The sequence below is a fragment of the Mesorhizobium sp. C264A genome (assembly GCF_040324515.1).
Lineage (GTDB): Bacteria > Pseudomonadota > Alphaproteobacteria > Rhizobiales > Rhizobiaceae > Mesorhizobium.
Genome location: NZ_JAMYVY010000001.1, coordinates 3,210,949 through 3,229,094, shown reverse-complemented (window position 1 = coordinate 3,229,094; position 18,146 = coordinate 3,210,949). Strand labels below are relative to the sequence as shown.

Here is an 18,146-nt window from a genome sequence, read left to right as displayed (position 1 = left end):
CCATAAACGCATGCAGGTTCTGTCGGTCACGCCCGAGATATTCCCGCTGATCAAGACCGGCGGACTTGCCGACGTGACCGGCGCATTGCCGATCGCGCTGGCCGCCAGGGGCGTGACCATGCGCACGCTCATCCCCGGCTTTCCCCAGGTTATGGACGCCTTCAAGAAAAAGAAGGCTGTCTACCAATACCCGCTGCTGCAGGGCGGCAAGGCTTCGGTCCATGCCGTCAAGATCGCCGGGCTCGACCTGTTCGTGCTCGACGCGCCGCATCTCTACGACCGTCCCGGCAGCCCTTACGGCAATGCGGCCGGCGCCGATTGGCCCGACAATTGGCGGCGTTTTGCTGCGCTGAGCCAGGTCGGTGGCGATATCGCCGGCGGCGCCATTTCCGGCTACCAGCCGGATCTCGTCCACGCCCATGACTGGCAGTCGGCGATGACGCTGGCCTATATGCGCTACGGCAAGGCGGTCGGCGTGCCGTCGCTGATCACGGTTCACAACCTTGCCTTCCAGGGTCAGTTCGGCGCCGGCATTTTTGGCGAGCTCGGCTTGCCGGCCGCGGCGATGGCGCTCGACGGCGTAGAATATTATGGCGGCGTCGGCTTCCTCAAGGCCGGCCTGCAGGCGGCCTGGGCGATCACCACGGTGAGCCCCACCTATGCCCAGGAAATCCGCTCGCCGGAATTCGGCATGGGCCTCGACGGCCTGATCAACATGCGCTCTTCCGACCTCTACGGCATCGTCAACGGCATCGACACCGACATCTGGAACCCGGAGACCGACAAGCATCTGGTGTCGGCCTACTCCGCCGCGACGCTCAAGGCTCGGCTTCCCAACCGGGCGGTTGTCGAGGACCGCTTCAGCCTCGAGCGCGACGACAGTCCGATCGTCTGCGTCGTCAGCCGGCTGACCTGGCAGAAGGGCATGGACATACTGGCGGCTGTGGTCGACGGCGTCGTCGCCACCGGCGCGCGGCTGGCAATCCTCGGCTCAGGCGACGCCGGCCTGGAAGGCGCGCTGCTGGCTGCCACCGCCCGCCATCGCGGCCGTGTCGGCGTCGTCGTCGGCTATGACGAGGGGCTTTCCCACACCATGCAGGGCGGCTGCGACGCCATCGTCATCCCGTCGCGCTTCGAGCCTTGCGGGCTGACCCAGCTTTACGGCCTACGCTATGGCTGCGTGCCGGTCGTCGCCCGCACCGGCGGCCTTGCCGACACCATCATCGACGCCAATGAAGCAGCGATCTCGGCCGGTGTCGCCACCGGCTTCCAGTTCGCGCCCAATAATGGCGGCGCCATGCTGCACGCCATCCGCCGGCTGGTCGATGCGCATTCGAGCCCGGCCGTCTGGGAACAGATCCAGCGCCAGGGCATGAAGGCCGATGTCTCCTGGGACAAGAGCGCCGACAAATACGTTGAACTCTACCGCCTGCTGCTTTCGAAAAGGGTTGCCTGAAGCATGATCCGGACCGTCGCCACCAAACCCTATCTCGACCAGAAACCCGGCACGTCCGGCCTGCGCAAGAAGGTGCCTGTCTTTCAGCAGGAGCACTATGCCGAGAACTTCATCCAGTCGATCTTCGACGCGCTGGAGGGCTTTGAGGGCAAGACGCTGGTGATCGGCGGCGACGGCCGCTTCTACAACCGCGAGGTCATCCAGAACGCCATCGCCATGGCGGCGGCCAACGGCTTCGGCAAGGTGATGGTCGGGCAGGGCGGCATATTGTCGACGCCGGCGGCGTCGCATGTCATCCGCAAATACAAGACCTTCGGCGGCATCATCCTGTCGGCCAGTCACAATCCGGGCGGCCCGCACGAGGATTTCGGCATCAAGTACAATGCCGGCAATGGCGGCCCGGCGCCGGAAAAGCTGACCGACGCGATCTTCGAAAAGACCAGGACGATTTCGAGCTTCAAGACCGCCGACATCGACCAGATCGACATCGACAAGATCGGCACGGTGACCGCCGGCGGCATGGCGGTCGAGATTATCGACCCGGTCACCGACTATGCCGAATTGATGGAGAGCCTGTTCGACTTCGACGCCATCCGCGCCAATTTCAAATACGGCTTCCGCATGCGCTTCGACGCCATGCATGCGGTCACCGGGCCGTATGCCAAGGAAATCCTCGAGCGCCGGCTCGGCGCGGAGAATGGCACCTGCCGCAACTACAAGCCGCTGCCGGATTTTGGCGGCCATCACCCGGATCCGAACCTGGTCCACGCCAAGCATCTCTATGACGAGATGATGGGACCGGATGCGCCCGATTTCGGCGCCGCTTCCGACGGCGACGGCGACCGCAACTTGATCATCGGCAAGGGCATTTTCGTCACCCCGTCGGATTCGGTGGCCATGCTTGCCGCCAATGCGCAGTTGGCGCCGGGCTACAAGGACGGCCTCAAAGGCATCGCCCGCTCGATGCCGACCAGCGGCGCTGCCGACCGCGTCGCCGAAAAGCTCGGCATCGGCATCTACGAAACGCCGACCGGTTGGAAGTTCTTCGGCAATCTGCTCGATGCCGGCATGGCAACGATCTGCGGCGAGGAAAGCGCCGGCACCGGCTCGAACCATGTCCGCGAAAAGGACGGGCTGTGGGCGGTGCTGTTGTGGCTGAACATCCTGGCCGTGCGCGGCGAAAGCTGCAAGGACGTCGTCACCGAACATTGGGCGACCTACGGCCGCAATTACTATTCACGTCATGACTATGAGGAGGTCGAAACCGAGCGCGCCAACGCCCTGGTCGACGAGTTGCGCGCCAAGCTGACCTCGCTACCCGGCACCAGCGTGCGCGGCCTGAAGATCGCCAATGCCGACGACTTCGCCTATCACGATCCGGTCGACCGTTCGGTGAGCAAGAACCAGGGCATCCGCATCCTGTTCGAAGGCGGCTCGCGTGTCGTGTTTCGTTTGTCCGGCACCGGCACGTCGGGTGCTACGCTGCGCGTCTACATCGAGCGCTACGAGCCGGACAGAGCGCGGCATGATCTCGACACGCAAGAGGCGCTCGCCGACCTGATCGCGGCTGCCGATGATATCGCCGGGATCAAGAGCCACACCGGGCGCAACAAGCCGAGCGTGATTACTTGAGGGTGGTGACGTCTTTACCCTCCCCCTTGTGGGGAGGGTCGATCCGCGCAGCGGCTCGGGTTGGGGGTGCTCGTAAAGCGCTTTCCCCGCGCCGCCCCCACCCCGCTCACTTCGTTCGCGACCCTCCCCACAAGGGGAGGGTGGAGGATGCGCCGATGACCCAGCTCGGCGCAACGGTCACTCCCGAAGGCATCCGCTTCGCCGCCTGGTCGTCGTCCGCGCGGCGCCTGTGGGTGTCGATCTTCGACGACACCGGCGCCCGTGAAATCGACCGGCTCGAACTTCAGCCGGAAGGCGAGAGCGTCCATGCGCTGTTCGTCGCCGGCCTTGCCGCGGGTACGCGCTACGGCTTTCGCGCCGACGGCGAATATGCGCCGGAGCGCGGGCTGTGGTTCGATCCCGACAAGCTGCTCACTGATCCCTACGCTGTCGAGATAGACCGGCCCTACCAGCATCATTGGCGGCTTGCCGCCCGGCGCAACGAAGGCACCGATACCGCGCCGCTGATGCCGAAGACCGTCGCCCGCGCGCTGCCCAAGCCGCTGCCGGCCAAGGCGCCTTTGTTCCAGCCGGGCGGTCTGATCTACGAACTCAATGTCCGTTCCTTCACCAGACTGCATCCGGACGTGCCCCAAGCGCAGCGCGGCACCATTGCGGCACTTGCGCATCCGGCCATCCTCGAACACCTCAGAAAGATCGGCGTCTCCGCCGTTGAGCTAATGCCCGTGACGGCATGGATCGATGAGCGCCATCTACCGCCGCTCGGCCTCAGCAACGCATGGGGCTACAACCCAGTCACCTTCATGGCGCTCGATCCGCGGCTGGCGCCGGGCGGCCTCGCCGAGTTGCGCGATACTGTGGGGGTGCTGCGCAGGGTTGGCATTGGCACCATCCTCGATCTCGTCTTCAATCATACCGGCGAAAGTGACCGGCTCGGGCCGACGCTGTCGCTGCGCGGCCTCGACAATCAAGCCTACTACCGCAGCGAGCCGGACGGCAGGTTGGCCAACGATACCGGCACCGGCAATACCATTGCCTGCGACCATCCGGTCGTTCGCGACATGGTACTCGACACGCTGCGCCATTTCGTCCGCCATGCCGGCGTCGACGGTTTCCGCTTCGACCTGACGCCGGTCCTCGGCCGCGTCGCTGGCGTATTCGATCCGGCGGCGCCGTTGCTCGAGACCATCGCAACCGATCCCATGCTTGCCGACAGGGTGCTGATTGCCGAGCCGTGGGACATCGGCCCGAATGGCTATCAGCTCGGCAATTTCCGGCCGCCTTACCTCGAATGGAACGACCGCTACCGCGACGACGTCAGGCGCTTCTGGCGCGGCGATGCCGGCGCGGTCGGTGCGCTGGCGACAAGGCTCGCCGGCTCCTCCGATGTGTTCGGCAGGGAGGGCCAATCCGCCAGCCGCACGGTCAACTTCATCGCCGCACACGATGGCATGACGCTGGCCGATATCGTCGCCTATGAAGCCAAACACAACCAGGCCAATGGCGAGAAGAACCGCGACGGCCACAATGAGAACTTGTCCTGGAACAACGGCGTCGAGGGCGAAACCTCGGACAAGGCGATTGCCGAGGCCCGTTCCCATGATCGCTTCGCGCTGCTCGCCACTCTGTTTGCCTCGCGCGGCACCATCATGCTGACGGCGGGCGATGAATTCGGCCGCACGCAAGGGGGCAACAACAACGCCTATGCGCAGGACAACGCCATCACCTGGCTCGACTGGGCCGGGCGCGACGTCGGGCTGGAAGCCCATGTGTCCGCGCTCGCAGCTCTGCGCGGCGCGGTGCCGGCGCTTTCCGATACGCGCTTCCTGACCGGAGAGCCGCCGGCCGGTTCTGAAACGCCCGACGTCGCCTGGCTGACCGAGACCGGCGCGCCGCTCAGCGAAGCCGACTGGAACGATGGCTCGCGCCATCGCCTCGTCATGCTGCTCGGCGATGGCGGGGAAGGCCGCCTGGCTGTGATCGTCAATGGCGATCGCCGCCAATGCGTCTTCACGCTGCCCGCGCGGCAAGGGTTTGAATGGCAGCCGGCTGTTGAAGCGCAAGCGGTCGACCTCGCGTGGCCGCTGCCCGGCCGCAGTGTCAGTTTCATGATCGAGCGCCGGACCGCAAAGGCCCGCGCCAGGAAGGGTCCGTGATGGCCGACGACAATGCCCAGCCGGGACCCGAACAGAGCGCCGACTGGTGGCGCGGCTGCGTCATCTACCAGATCTATCCTCGCTCCTTCCAGGACACCACCGGCGACGGCAGCGGCGACCTCTCAGGCATCACGTCACGGCTGGCGCACGTCGCCTCGCTCGGCGTCGACGCCGTCTGGCTGTCGCCCTTCTTCAAATCGCCAATGGCCGATATGGGCTACGACGTCTCCGACTATCAGGCGGTCGATCCGATGTTCGGCACGCTCGACGACTTCGACGCGCTGGTTGCCGAGGCGCACAGGCTCGGCCTGAAGGTGATCATCGATCAGGTGTTGTCGCACTCCTCCGACAAGCACGAATGGTTTGTAGAGAGCCGTGCCAGCAAGGATAATCCCAAGGCTGACTGGTATGTCTGGGCCGACACCAGGCCGGACGGCAACGCGCCCAACAACTGGCTGTCGGTCTTCGGCGGCCCGGCCTGGGAGTGGGACGCGACCCGCCGGCAATACTACATGCACAATTTCCTCGCCTCGCAGCCGGACCTCAACTTCCACAATCCTGAGGTTCAAGACGCGTTGTTGCAGACGGTGCGGTTCTGGCTCGAGCGCGGCGTCGACGGCTTCCGCCTGGATACGGTCAACTACTATGTCCACGACCGCTGGCTGCGCAGCAATCCGCCGCTGGCGTCGAGCGTCGCCGGCACCAATGGCGAAACCAACACCTATCTCTTCCAGGAGCATCTGTTCGACAAGACGCAACCGGAAAACCTCGGTTTCCTCAGGCGCTTCCGCGCTTTGCTCGACGAATATGACGGCCGCGCCAGTGTCGGCGAGGTCGGCGACGAAGGCCGTTCGCTGCAGACGCTGGCCGCCTACACATCCGGCGGCGACAAGCTCAACATGTGCTACACCTTCGACCTGCTCGGTCAGCAATTCTCAGCCGCCCATGTGCGCGGCTGCGTCGAGGCCTTCGAGGCAGCTGTCGCCGACGGCTGGGTCTGCTGGGCATTCTCCAACCACGATGTCGTGCGCCATGTCAGCCGCTGGACGCGGCCGGGCGGCGATCCAGATGCGGTGGCGACATTCGCTATCGCTTTGCTCTCCTGCCTGCGGGGCTCGATCTGTCTCTACCAAGGCGAAGAGCTTGGGCTGGAGGAGGCGGAACTGACCTTCGAGGATCTGCGCGATCCCGTCGGCATCCGTTTCTGGCCGGGGGTAAAGGGCAGGGACGGCTGCCGCACACCGATGGTCTGGGAAGCGGGCGCCGACAATGCCGGTTTTTCCTCGGGAAAACCCTGGCTGCCGGTGCCGGAAAGCCACCGCGCTCGGGCGGTCGATATCCAGAACGCCGACGACAAGTCCGTGCTCGCCGGCTACCGGACGATGCTCGCCTTGCGCAAGGCGCATCTGGCGCTGGTCAAGGGCCCGATCCGCTTTCTCGATACCGACGGCGATGTCCTTGCCTTCATCCGGCAGGGCGAGGACGAGATATTGCTCTGCGTCTTCAATTTCGCCGACAAGCCGGCCGACTGGCGGCTGCCGCCGGATCTCCAACTTGTCGAGGCGATCGCTCTGGGTGGCGGTGCCGTCCTGCAGGAGGAGGGGCTGTTGCTGCCGGCCCTGGGCTGGTTTGTCGGCAAGGTAGGCTGATCTTTCAGGGACGCCGTCCGGCTTCAAAAAAGATCGTGTCCGCATGCAACCGTGCCGAGTGATCCGCGCAACGTCACCGGCGCCACGTTTTCCATTTTCGGGCTTCTTAGGTACTTTCGTTGAGCTTGGCCACGAACTGCATTCCTGGAATGTTTCCAGATGGTTGCGCTAATGACAACTGCTGAGGGCAAAACCCAAAATTACAGGACAACCACAAGCTGCACCCAATTGGATCTTGTAATATAGATTAGCTATGGCTGGTTTAAGGTGAGGATGCTCACTTAGCGTCAAGCAAGACTCGGTTGAAATAATATTTCCGTCTGTCTAGTCTCCTGCCACCAGCTGCCGGAACGGGAACCGGCGGCGCGCTCGAAGGGGCCAGAAATCGGTTCCGGGGCGTCAACACTCGTAAGGCGCAGCCGATGGGCAGCGCCACAGGGAGAGACTTCATGCTGAAAATATGCTGAAGGCGACGCTTGTCGCCGCGACCATGACCTTTGCCGCAGGCACGTTCCTGACGCCGGCCCTTGCCGAGACCGTCTATAACAGAGGCAGCGCCGCCGAAGCGGAGACGGTCGATCCGCACAAGACCTCGACCGTCTACGAAGCCGATATCATACGCGACCTGTTCCAGGGACTGGTCATGCACGATCAGAAGACGAACCTCATCCCGGGCGCCGCCGAAAGCTGGACGGTATCGGATGACGGCACCGTCTACACCTTCAAGCTGCGCAAGGACGGCTTGTGGTCGGATGGCAGCCCGGTGACGGCTGACGATTTCGTCTATTCCTTCCGTAGGCTGGAGGATCCAGCGACCGCCGCCGAATACGCTTCCATGCTCTATCCCGTGAAGAACGCCGAGGAAGTCAACACCAAGAAAGGCAAGCCCGAGGACATGGGCGTCAAGGCGATCGACGCCAACACCCTGGAAGTGACGCTGAAGGCGCCGACGCCATACTTCCTGGAGATGCTGACCCACCAGGCTACCTACCCGGTCAACAAGGCCTCGATCGACAAGCTCGGCGCCGACTGGATCAAGGCGGGCAATCTCGTTTCGAACGGCGCCTACACATTGGCCGAGTGGATTCCCAACGACCACATGAAGCTGGTCAAGAATCCGAAATTCTGGGATGCCGCGACCGTCAAGATGGACGTCGTCAGCTACATCCCGACCGAAGACCGCTCTTCGGCGATGAAGCGCTTCGAGGCAGGCGAACTCGACAGCTACGGCGACCTGCCGACCGAACAGCTCGCTGACCTCAAGACCAAGTTCGGCGATCAGGTCCGCGTCGGACCGTATCTCGGCACCTATTATTACGCGATCAAGACCGACAAGGCGCCCTGGGACAATGTCGAGCTGCGCAACGCCATCTCGATGGCGATCGACCGCGACTTCCTGGCCGAAAAGGTCTGGCAGAATTCCATGCTGCCCGGCTATTCGATGGTGCCTCCGGGCATCGCCGGCTACACGCCGGCAATGGCCAAATACGCCGACATGCCGCAGATCGACCGCGAGGACGCCGCCAAGAAGATCCTTGAGAAACTCGGCTATACGCCCGAGCATCCGCTGAAGATGGAGATCCGCTACAACACCTCGGAAAACCACAAGAACACCGCGGTTGCCATCCAGGAACAGTTGAAGCCGCTTGGCGTCGAGATCACGCTGCTCAACACCGATACCAAGACCCACTATTCCTTCCTCGAGCAGAAGGGCAACTACGACGTGGCGCGTGCCGCCTGGATCGCCGACTACAAGGATCCCGAGACCTTCCTCGGAATCACCCGCAAGGCCAGCGGCAACAACTATTCGAACTACGTCAGCCCGGCATATGAGGCGGCCATGGACAAGGCCGCGGCTGCCGGCGGCAAGCCGGAAGAGCGCATGAAGGACCTCACCGAGGCCGAGCGCATCCTTGTCGATGACGTCGGCAACATTCCGCTTCTCTACTACAGCTTCCACGATATCGTTTCCTCGAAGCTGCATGGCTTCGATGACAATGTGATGGACATCCATCCGTCCCGCTTCGTCTCCAAGGACTGATAATCATCCTTGACTGGACCGCCGCGCCCCATTTGGGCGCGGCGGACTGGTCGGTCATCGCACCGGTCCGAAAGTCGTGGTCGATTTTCGGCAAGCCCGGTGCGAAGATTTGGCGCCGGAGCGTGGCAATGCGTCCGCATGGACGTATGTCGCTCTGGCCGAAGCGGGGCGCCGATGCTGCGATACATCTTACGGCGGCTTCTGACCGCCATTCCGACGCTATTCGTCATCGTGACCATGGCGTTCTTCCTGATACGCGTCGCACCGGGCGGCCCCTTCAATCAGGAGCGGGGCCTCAGTCCCGAGATCAGGGCCAATCTGGAAGCACAGTTCGGCCTCGACGATCCGCTCTGGCTGCAATATGCCCACTATCTCGGCAATCTTCTGCGCGGCAATTTCGGGCCGAGCTACAATTTGCCTGACTTCACCGTCACCGAACTGTTTGCCAAGGGGCTGCCGATATCGGTCCAGCTCGGCACCTCGGCGCTGATCCTGGCGCTGCTGCTTGGTTCGGTGCTCGGCACCATCGCCGCGCTCAACCAGAACAAGCTTGGCGACTATACGGTGATTGCGCTGGCGACCGCCGGCAGCACTATCCCCACCTTCGTCATCGCTCCTGTGATTCAGCTGGTGTTCGGATTGACCTGGAAGCTGTTGCCGATCGGCGGCTGGGGTGATGGCGCATTGATCAACAAGATCGGCCCGGTGCTGACGCTGGCCTTGCCGCAGATCGCCATCGTTGCCCGCCTGATGCGCGGGTCGATGATCGAGAGCTTGCGTTCGCATCATATCCGAACGGCGCGTGCGCTCGGCCTCTCCGACTGGTCGGTGGTGGTCAAGCACGCGCTGCGCGGCGCCATCCTGCCGATCGTTTCCTTCACCGGCCCGGCAGCCGCGGCGCTGCTCACCGGTTCGGTCATCGTCGAGACCATCTTCTCCATTCCCGGTGTCGGCCGCTATTTCGTCGATGCCGCGCTCAACCGCGACTACACGCTGGTGATGGGGACCGTGGTGGTGATCGCGCTCTTCACCATCGTCTTCAACCTGATCGTCGACGTCATGTACGCGGTCGTCGACCCGAGGGTGCGCTATGACTGAGGGTGCGCTATGACCGACATCACAGCCGCCGCCGCTCCGCCGGCCGTCGTCGGCCGCTCGCTCTGGGGCGACGCATGGGCGCGCCTCAAAGCCAACCGCGCCGCCATGTTCAGCCTCTATTATCTGGCCTTCATTGGCGTCATCAGCATCTTCGGCCCCTGGTTCGTGCCGCATCAGTACACCACCATCTATGCCGACTATGTGCGCACGCCACCAAGTTTTTCAGCCTATCCGAAGCCGGACATGATCGAGACGGCGCTCAAGGATGCCATCAAGCGCATGCGCGTCGACATCAAGGAGTGGAAACTGGACGGCAGTCGCGTCACCGTCACCGTCACCTCGACCAAGCCGATCGACGACCGCAACATCCGATATCTCGACCGCTCCGATGCCTTCGACGATACCAAGATAGAGAGCAAATCGGCCGACGGGCTCGAATTGACGATGACTGCGTTGGTCAAACAGCAGTACTTCCTGTTCGGCACCGACAACACCGGTCGCGATCTGTTGTCGCGAACGCTGATGGCAGGGCGCATCTCGCTGGCCATCGGCCTGCTTGCCGGCATTGTCGCGGTGGTCATCGGCGTCCTCTACGGGGCGGCGGCCGGCTTTTCCGGCGGCAAGATCGACGAGGTGATGATGCGCATCGTCGACGTGCTCTATTCCTTGCCCTTCATTTTCTTTGTCATCATGCTGGTGGTGTTCTTCGGCCGCAATTTCGTGCTGATGTTCCTGGCGGTCGGGGCGGTGCTGTGGCTCGACATGGCGCGCATCGTGCGCGGCCAGGCGCTGTCGATCCGGCGGCAGGAGTATGTCCAGGCGGCCGAAGCCATGGGCGTCGGCCAGCGCGGCATCCTGCTGCGCCATGTCATCCCCAATCTGCTCGGACCAGTGGTGATCTACATGACGCTGCTGGTGCCGCAGGTCATCATCCTGGAAAGTTTCCTGTCCTTCCTCGGCCTTGGCGTGCAGGAACCGATGACCAGCTGGGGCGTGCTCATCTCCGTCGGCGCCAAGAACATCGGCACCGCCAACTGGCTGCTTTTGTTCCCCGCCTTCTTCCTCGTGTCGACGCTGTTTGCACTGAACTTCGTCGGCGACGGCCTGCGCGACGCGCTCGATCCGAGAGACCGATGAAGATGGGACCGATAAAGATGGGGACCGATAAGATGGGGACCGTTGCGATGGAAACGCCCGAAACGATCCTCAGCGTCAAAGACCTTCGCGTCCGCTTCCGCACGCTCGACGGCGCGGTCGAAGCGGTCAAGGGCATCAACATCCACGTCAAGGCAGGTGAAACCGTTGCCGTGGTCGGCGAATCCGGATCCGGCAAGAGCCAGACCATGATGGCGGCGATGAGCCTGCTGGCGTCCAACGGCGAGGCGACGGGTCACGTCGATTATCGCGGCCGCAACCTTTTGACCATGAGCAAGCCCGACCTCAACAAGGTGCGCGGCGCCAAGATCAGCATGATCTTCCAGGAGCCGATGACATCGCTCGATCCGCTCTATTCGATCGGCAACCAGCTGATCGAACCGATCCGCAAGCACCGCGGGCTGAACGCAGCCGAGGCACGGAACGAGGCGCTCAAGCTGCTGCGGCTTGTGCATATCCCCGATCCCGAGCGGCGGATGAAATCCTATCCGCACGAAATGTCGGGCGGCCAGCGCCAGCGCGTCATGATTGCCATGGCGCTCGCCAACGACCCCGACATCCTGATCGCCGACGAGCCGACGACGGCGCTCGACGTCACCATCCAGGCGCAGATCCTGGTGCTGCTCGCCGAACTGCAGCGCAAGCTCGGCATGGCCATCGTCTTTATCACCCACGATCTCGGCATCGTCCGGCGCTTTGCCGACCGCGTCTATGTCATGCGCTATGGCGAGGTGGTCGAGGAAGGCGAGGCGGAAGCACTTTTCGCCAACCCGCAGCATGCCTATACCAAAATGCTGCTGGCCGCCGAACCGACCGGCACCAAGGCGGCGCCGCCGCCCAGCGCTCCTGTGCTGCTGGAGGGCCGCAATGTCGAAGTGACCTTCAAGATCGGCGGCGGCTTCCTTGCCGGCGAACCGCTGCTGCTACGCGCCGTCGATCACATTTCGATCCGGCTGAAGCGCAACCAGACCATCGGTATCGTCGGCGAGTCCGGTTCGGGAAAATCGACGCTCGGCCGCGCACTTCTGCGCCTGTTGCCCAGCGACGGTGTCATCCGCTTCGGCGACCGTGACATCTCCACTGCCGACCGCCAGGCGATGCGGCCGCTGCGTCGTGAGATGCAACTCGTCTTCCAGGATCCGTTCGGCTCGCTGTCGCCGCGCATGACCGTCGGCCAGATCATCACCGAAGGCCTTCTGGTGCATGAGCCGAACCTGTCAGGCAAGCAACGCGATCAGCGCGCCGTCGAGGCCTTGCTCGAGGTCGGCCTCGATCCCAACGCACGCAACCGCTACCCGCACGAATTCTCCGGCGGCCAACGCCAGCGCATCGCCATCGCGCGTGCCGTGATCCTGAAGCCCAAACTGGTGGTGCTGGACGAGCCGACTTCGGCGCTCGACCGCTCGGTGCAGAAGCAGATCGTCGAATTGCTGCGCAAGCTGCAGGCCGACCACGAACTGTCCTACCTCTTCATCAGCCACGATCTCTCCGTGGTGCGCGCCATGGCCGACTACATCATCGTCATGAGGCAAGGCAAGATCGTCGAGGAAGGCCCGACGGAAGAGATCTTCAGCAACCCGCAGGCGGCCTACACGCAGACACTGATGGCTGCGGCGATCGATGTCACGCGCTTCAGGCTGAGTGCTTAAGGCGTGACGTTAAGCCGATAGTCAGGGTAGGGCCAGTTCGCTTAGCCCGCTGACCTAGGGCATCTGTTGGCTCTTGTCGCGACAATGGCCTCTTGCCGCTGCTTCAGCAGTTCGATTCTGGCCGTCTCACGCTTGGCCACTGCGCTCTTCACGCGCGTGCCGCCGAGCAGCCAGTTCGGCACGCTGGTGTTGGCGACCTTGCCGCGGGTGATGGCGGTTTGCGAGATGTCGCGCGCGGTATCGCCTACGGCGGTGTTGAGCTCGGCGCATGTCATGCTGTCGTATTTCGCCGGGTTCACCGCGCTGCCCAGCGATGAGCAGCCTGCCGCCAGGGACAAAGCGAGCAGCGCTGACAGCCGGCCTGCGCTTGAAATAAACAAATTCATCTTCCGCAAACCTCGTTCCGGCCGCTGTCTCGGCGGCATTCCCATTATCGAGGTAGCGCGGAAGGTTGTCGCGTCAAAACACCATGCTGACAGCGAACGCCGACGCGGCCGGTTTGCTCAAGCTATCTTGTGGGTCTGGGAAAAACAAACACCTAAGTGTCTGTTTTTTCTGGTCGGAGTGGCAGGATTTGAACCTACAACCCCCTCGTCCCGAACGAGTGGTCAGCTCTGATTTGTCATGCCGAGTCGCCTTATGTCCCGCTTCCATTCACGTTCGCTTGATGTCGGTCGTTCCTGTGCGGAAAACTGTGCGCGGCGGTGGGGATAAAGTCCCTTGTATAGAATTCACGCTGGACGCTGCATCCGATAGGCGACGGCCTTGACGACTTTGGCCGCCGCAACCTCTGCGACCCTAGAGATGATGGCCGCCCTGAGGCCGTGACGGTCCTCATGCCGCATCGACCGGCGCGAACCGATACTTTGGTGGAACGCGAGTTCGAGCTTAACGCCGCCGGCACGATCGTCCCCAGTATCATTCTCGCAGGTCCGACCGGTAAAGTTGCACTGAAAGCTTCTTCGACTGCTGGGGATCGATCCGAAAGCGGCGAATTTTGCCGGTCAATGGTCCCTCAACGAGAAAATTGGGCAACAAGGCGCAAGGAATAACAATCCGTGCCAGTAGCGCAAAAACTCGATAAAATTTAGCTAATGTCTGGTTGCCGAAGTACATGCTGTTCAATCTTCATATCCATCTTAAAGCTATCTGGAGTCAAAAATGTCGATATTTCCTATCGAAACTTAAGACTATAGAAGATTTCTACTGTAATTAAGTCACATGGCATAAAAAACCGGTTGAAGAATTTTGCGCATCTGGCCGTTCAATGGCTGCGATGATAACGCTACCGAATGAGGGAAAAAAACATACCGATCAACAACGTACAGTTGCTGCGAGGTGTGGCAGCGTGTCTCGTTGTACTATGTCATGCCACTTTCCTATGGGGTCCAACGCTGGAGTATCCGCGCAAGTTCAGCTTCGCGTGCGGATTTTCGGGCGTCGCTCTGTTCTTCGTCATATCAGGTTTCGTCATAGCGATGAAGGCCGCAGAGGGATTTGAGAAGAAGGGACGCATAATTGGCGCGTCCGAGTTCGCCTACAATCGGGTGACGCGAATCTATCCTCTCTATTGGATTGTCCTGCTCCCTGCCTCGGCGATTGCCGTCTTTACGACCGGGTCCGCAATGGAGAATGCAGGCTTGTCCTACGAACGCGTGTTCATGCTGCTTGACGGTAGTCCGGCCCTGGCGGTTGCGTGGACGCTGAAATACGAGATCTATTTCTACGCACTCATGACAGCTCTCATGATGGTTGGTTGGGGGAATTTGCGCCAAACCCTGCTTATTTTCGCTGTCGTCTACGCTGCGGTTCTGGCATTCGCCATGTTTATGTTGCTTCCGTGGTTTCTCACGTCGTCCTATTTTTTGGAATTTGTATTCGGAATGATGGTCTTCCTTGCCACCGACAGAGGCTGGAAGGTGCATGGTTTGATCGTTTCGTTGATTGGCGCGGCAGGCTTGGCCTATGGAACCTACGTAACCTTGGACGACCCATGGAGCTATAATTTTTCTAGGCCATTCCTTCTAGGCATTCCCTCGATGGTGTTGCTGTATGGGATGATCTGTCTTGAAAAACGGTGGCAAGCACCCAAGATTGCAACAGCAATAGGTGATGCATCCTATTCAATCTATCTTTGGCACTTTGCCATCTTGCACCCGATGTACATCCTAAAAGTTTGGGAATACCCCCAAGTATACACCTCACCCACAACAGTGGCCGCAACCGTTGTGTTGATGGTTCTTATCGGCATGATGTCATACCGCTTTATTGAGATTCCGCTGGCGAACTTGGCTCGCCGGCTTCGGATCTGGGTGTTTTCACCATCTCATGCGGTTCCGCTGCCTGCGGAATAGTGCACGACAATATCGTCCCCGAACGCGAAGGTTGATTCTAAGTGACGAACTGCTTCAGCGTCGACACGTAGGGCAGTAAGACATCGTCCCGGAATTGTGCCGGAAGCTTATCGGTAAAATTGCTGATCACAATAGCGGAGACGCAGGCATCCAGGACAAGGTTAGAGTGCAGTAGCTGCCAGCCGTCGCCATTGCCCACGCGGATCATGTTACCGGTGCCCTTTTCAACCCGGTAAACATAAGCGAAGTTCTGCAAGATCCAGTTGATGAAGTCGTTCGGAACGACTGTGCCAAAGCCTAGCTGGCACCACGAATTGAACTCCAGAACTACCACCGCTCTGTTCGCGTCTATGAGTCCCTTTGCCGTGTTTTCAGGGCAGAACCTTGAACACCCTCTTTGAGCACGGGCAATTCATAGCCTTCAAGGTCAATCTTGAGCAGGTCGAATTCGCGGATATCGGTCTGTTTCATGACGGTATCGAGCGTCATCATCGGCACCTATCAATTTTGCGGTCGTCGGCGTGGCGACCTTTTTCCTGATCAGCGGTCTAGTCATCCCGATTTCAATCAATCGGAGTTCAACAATCCGATTTCTCGCTGCTCGGCGCGGCATGTAGTATTCAAGGCCGATATGCTTGTCCACGCGACCGTATTCCTGCTCGACCCAATCAAAACCAAGTACCGGCACAGCCGGCACTGAGCATCACCCTGGCTTTGGGCATGCGCTTCAGGCGTTCGCCGCGCTCAGCGTGTAAGAGCTCGTTGATATCATCGAACATAAGGCCGGCCTCCTGGCCGAGACCCTATAACACGCGCCGCTCAATCGGCAACATTTCCCACAAACCTAGAGGCTCCCATGGACCGCAACTTCGCGCGTCCGCACGCTCTTTTGTTGCAAATCGGAAGGACTTCACGGGGAAGTTTCTCCAGGATAGCGTCGGGCGCATCAAGAAAGAGCGGCATGGGGCGTCCGCCGGCATATGGTTTTGTCGTGCTTTGAGGGTTGGGCGCGCGACTCGACGGAGGTCAAGAGGCGGTCTTCCATGTCGAGCGGGAATTCACGCGCTACGTCGTGAAGGCCGATTGGCGGTAGCTTCGGGTAGGGTTTCAGGTGGGAGCACTTTTCGGGAAATGCTAAAATGCTTGATTTGACTGGTCGGAGTGGCAGGATTTGAACCTGCGACCCCCTCGTCCCGAACGAGGTGCGCTACCAGGCTGCGCTACACTCCGTGACCAGACCGCGGGCTTATAGCTGCCACATACCGTTCCTGCAAGCGGCAATGGCAGTGCTTCTGTCGCATTTCGTTGGCTTTCGTCGGCATTCTCGCAAAGCCAGGATGTTCTGTTGGGATAAACCCGGCTTAAAGGCTTGTGTGCTAAGTCGCAGCCTCGATAGATCGTGTTTTCGCCATCTGGAGCTTTGCTGCCTTGCCCCTGAAAATCGTAGGCGACGCCCGGCCCAACAGCTTCGAATTCGAAACCGAAGCGCTGATCAAGGCGTCCGGCTTTCGCGAATACGACGCGCGCTGGTGGTTTGGCCATGCCGGTTCGACGCAACCGCCGGACCTGAACCTGATCGGCGTCCAAGCGTTGGGCATGGGCCTGGGCACTTTGATCCGCCGTCTTGGCGCGGGTCCCGACATCGTCACCGGGCATGATTTCCGTTCCTATTCGCTTGCCATCAAGCTGGCGCTGGTTTCCGGCCTGATGGCTGCGGGCGCAAAGGTGAAAGACATTGGCCTGGCGCTGTCGCCCATGGCCTATTTCGCCCAGTTCGCGCTCGACGCGCCTTCCGTCGCCATGGTCACGGCATCGCACAACGAGAATGGCTGGACCGGAGTCAAGATGGGTGCGGCGAGGCCGCTGACCTTCGGACCAGAGGAGATGAGCGCACTGAAACAGATCGTGCTGTCGAGCGACTTCGATCTCGCCGGCGGCGGCTGCTACGATTTCGTCGCCGGTTTTCGCGAGACCTATCTCGACGACCTGGTGAGCGACAAGCGCATCGCGCGAAAGCTGAAAGTCGTGGCGGCTTGCGGCAACGGCACCGCCGGCGCCTTCGCGCCGCAGGCGCTGGAGCGCATCGGCTGCGAGGTGATCCCGCTCGATGTCGAGCTCGACCACAGTTTTCCGCGCTATAACCCGAACCCGGAAGACATGCAGATGCTGCATGCCATCCGCGACAAGGTTCTGGAGACCGGCGCCGATGTCGGGCTGGGCTTCGACGGCGACGGCGACCGTTGCGGCGTGGTCGACAATGAGGGCAACGAGATCTTCGCCGACAAGGTCGGCGTCATGCTCGCGCGGGACATCTCCAGCCAGCATCCCGGCTCGACCTTCGTCGTCGATGTCAAATCGACCGGCCTGTTCAACACCGACAGCGTTTTGCGTGGCAACGGCGCGAAGACAGATTACTGGAAGACCGGCCATTCCTACATCAAGCGCCGCGTCGCCGAGCTTGGCGCCGTCGCCGGCTTCGAGAAGTCGGGCCATTTCTTCTTCAATCCGCCGATCGGCCGCGGCTATGATGACGGTCTCATCACCGCGATCGCCATTTGTGAGATGCTCGACCGCAACCCCACAAGTTCGATGGCCGATCTCTATCGCGCGCTGCCGCTGACCTTCGGCACGCCGACCATGTCGCCGCATTGCGCCGACGATGTGAAATACGGCGTGGTCGATCGGGTGGTGGCGGACTTCCAGGCGATGCAGCGCGCCGGCAAGACTTTTGCCGGCCAGAAGATCGCCGAGCTGATCACCGTCAACGGCGTGCGCGTCGTGGCCGAGGATGGCACCTGGGGGCTGGTGCGGGCGTCGTCGAACAAGCCGGAGCTTGTCGTGGTTGTCGAAAGCCCGGTATCGTCCGAGCGCCGCCGGCAGATGTTCGAGGCGGTCGACGCCGTGCTGCGCCGCAGCCCCGAAGTCGGCGCTTACAACCAGACGTTCTGATTGGACC

13 protein-coding genes, 1 tRNA gene and 1 pseudogene are annotated in these 18,146 nt (G+C 61.5%); 10 read left to right on the top strand and 5 right to left on the bottom strand.

The genetic code is table 11. From position 1 onward, the window contains the following. Positions 1–10: 10 nt before the first annotated feature. The 8 genes and pseudogenes from glgA (at position 11) to NKL04_RS15935 (ending at position 12,836) form a co-directional block, all read left to right on the top strand. Positions 11–1,456: a glycogen synthase GlgA gene (gene glgA, locus NKL04_RS15970; RefSeq protein ID WP_023702239.1), complete on the top strand. Its 1,446-nt coding sequence runs from the start codon at positions 11–13 to the stop codon at positions 1,454–1,456. Between the two features lie 3 nt (positions 1,457–1,459). Further along, complete coding sequence (locus NKL04_RS15965; protein ID WP_023702238.1) at positions 1,460–3,088, top strand: alpha-D-glucose phosphate-specific phosphoglucomutase; 1,629 nt, start codon at positions 1,460–1,462, stop codon at positions 3,086–3,088. Between the two features lie 155 nt (positions 3,089–3,243). Next, the gene (gene glgX, locus NKL04_RS15960; protein ID WP_023702237.1) at positions 3,244–5,244 is read left to right on the top strand and encodes a glycogen debranching protein GlgX; all 2,001 of its coding nucleotides are present in this window, start codon (positions 3,244–3,246) and stop codon (positions 5,242–5,244) included. After that, complete coding sequence (gene bglA, locus NKL04_RS15955; protein ID WP_023702236.1) at positions 5,244–6,893, top strand: beta-galactosidase BglA; 1,650 nt, start codon at positions 5,244–5,246, stop codon at positions 6,891–6,893. The genes glgX and bglA overlap by 1 nt, the downstream gene beginning before the upstream one ends. A 460-nt stretch (positions 6,894–7,353) precedes the next feature. After that, positions 7,354–8,682 (top strand): annotated as a pseudogene (locus NKL04_RS15950) (peptide ABC transporter substrate-binding protein); the annotation flags it as partial. A 426-nt stretch (positions 8,683–9,108) separates the two neighbouring features. Next, positions 9,109–10,032 carry an ABC transporter permease subunit gene (locus NKL04_RS15945; RefSeq protein ID WP_023684574.1) on the top strand — a complete coding sequence of 308 codons (924 nt, stop codon included), beginning with the start codon at positions 9,109–9,111 and terminating at the stop codon, positions 10,030–10,032. A 9-nt stretch (positions 10,033–10,041) separates the two neighbouring features. Next, positions 10,042–11,169, top strand: coding sequence for an ABC transporter permease (locus tag NKL04_RS15940; RefSeq protein WP_023702234.1), 1,128 nt, complete (start codon positions 10,042–10,044; stop codon positions 11,167–11,169). A gap of 47 nt (positions 11,170–11,216) precedes the next feature. Next, positions 11,217–12,836, top strand: a complete 1,620-nt coding sequence (locus NKL04_RS15935) for an ABC transporter ATP-binding protein (protein WP_023702233.1) — start codon at positions 11,217–11,219, stop codon at positions 12,834–12,836. A 41-nt stretch (positions 12,837–12,877) separates the two neighbouring features. Here NKL04_RS15935 and NKL04_RS15930 read toward each other — a convergent pair whose 3' ends face one another. Together NKL04_RS15930 and NKL04_RS15925 are read right to left on the bottom strand one after the other, a co-directional pair. Beyond that, on the bottom strand, positions 12,878–13,222 hold the full coding sequence (locus tag NKL04_RS15930; RefSeq protein ID WP_023702232.1) for a hypothetical protein: 345 nt from the start codon (positions 13,220–13,222) through the stop codon (positions 12,878–12,880). A 532-nt stretch (positions 13,223–13,754) separates the two neighbouring features. After that, positions 13,755–13,961, bottom strand: coding sequence for a hypothetical protein (locus tag NKL04_RS15925; protein ID WP_156951501.1), 207 nt, complete (start codon positions 13,959–13,961; stop codon positions 13,755–13,757). Between the two features lie 167 nt (positions 13,962–14,128). Between NKL04_RS15925 and NKL04_RS15920 the strand changes: the two genes are divergently transcribed. Next, positions 14,129–15,190 (top strand): acyltransferase family protein, encoded by a 1,062-nt coding sequence (locus NKL04_RS15920; protein ID WP_023702230.1) that lies wholly within the window; start codon positions 14,129–14,131, stop codon positions 15,188–15,190. Between the two features lie 37 nt (positions 15,191–15,227). On the opposite strand, the gene NKL04_RS15915 is transcribed toward NKL04_RS15920, so the two are convergent. The 3 genes from NKL04_RS15915 to NKL04_RS15905 form a co-directional block, all read right to left on the bottom strand. After that, positions 15,228–15,524 carry a hypothetical protein gene (locus tag NKL04_RS15915; protein WP_023702229.1) on the bottom strand — a complete coding sequence of 99 codons (297 nt, stop codon included), beginning with the start codon at positions 15,522–15,524 and terminating at the stop codon, positions 15,228–15,230. Positions 15,525–15,538: 14 nt separating this feature from the next. Further along, complete coding sequence (locus NKL04_RS15910) at positions 15,539–15,679, bottom strand: FkbM family methyltransferase (RefSeq protein ID WP_198024381.1); 141 nt, start codon at positions 15,677–15,679, stop codon at positions 15,539–15,541. Between the two features lie 664 nt (positions 15,680–16,343). Further along, positions 16,344–16,420, bottom strand: a tRNA-Pro gene (locus NKL04_RS15905). Between the two features lie 198 nt (positions 16,421–16,618). Between NKL04_RS15905 and NKL04_RS15900 the strand changes: the two genes are divergently transcribed. Beyond that, positions 16,619–18,139 (top strand): phosphomannomutase/phosphoglucomutase, encoded by a 1,521-nt coding sequence (locus NKL04_RS15900; protein WP_023702227.1) that lies wholly within the window; start codon positions 16,619–16,621, stop codon positions 18,137–18,139. The last annotated feature ends 7 nt before the right edge of the window (positions 18,140–18,146 follow it).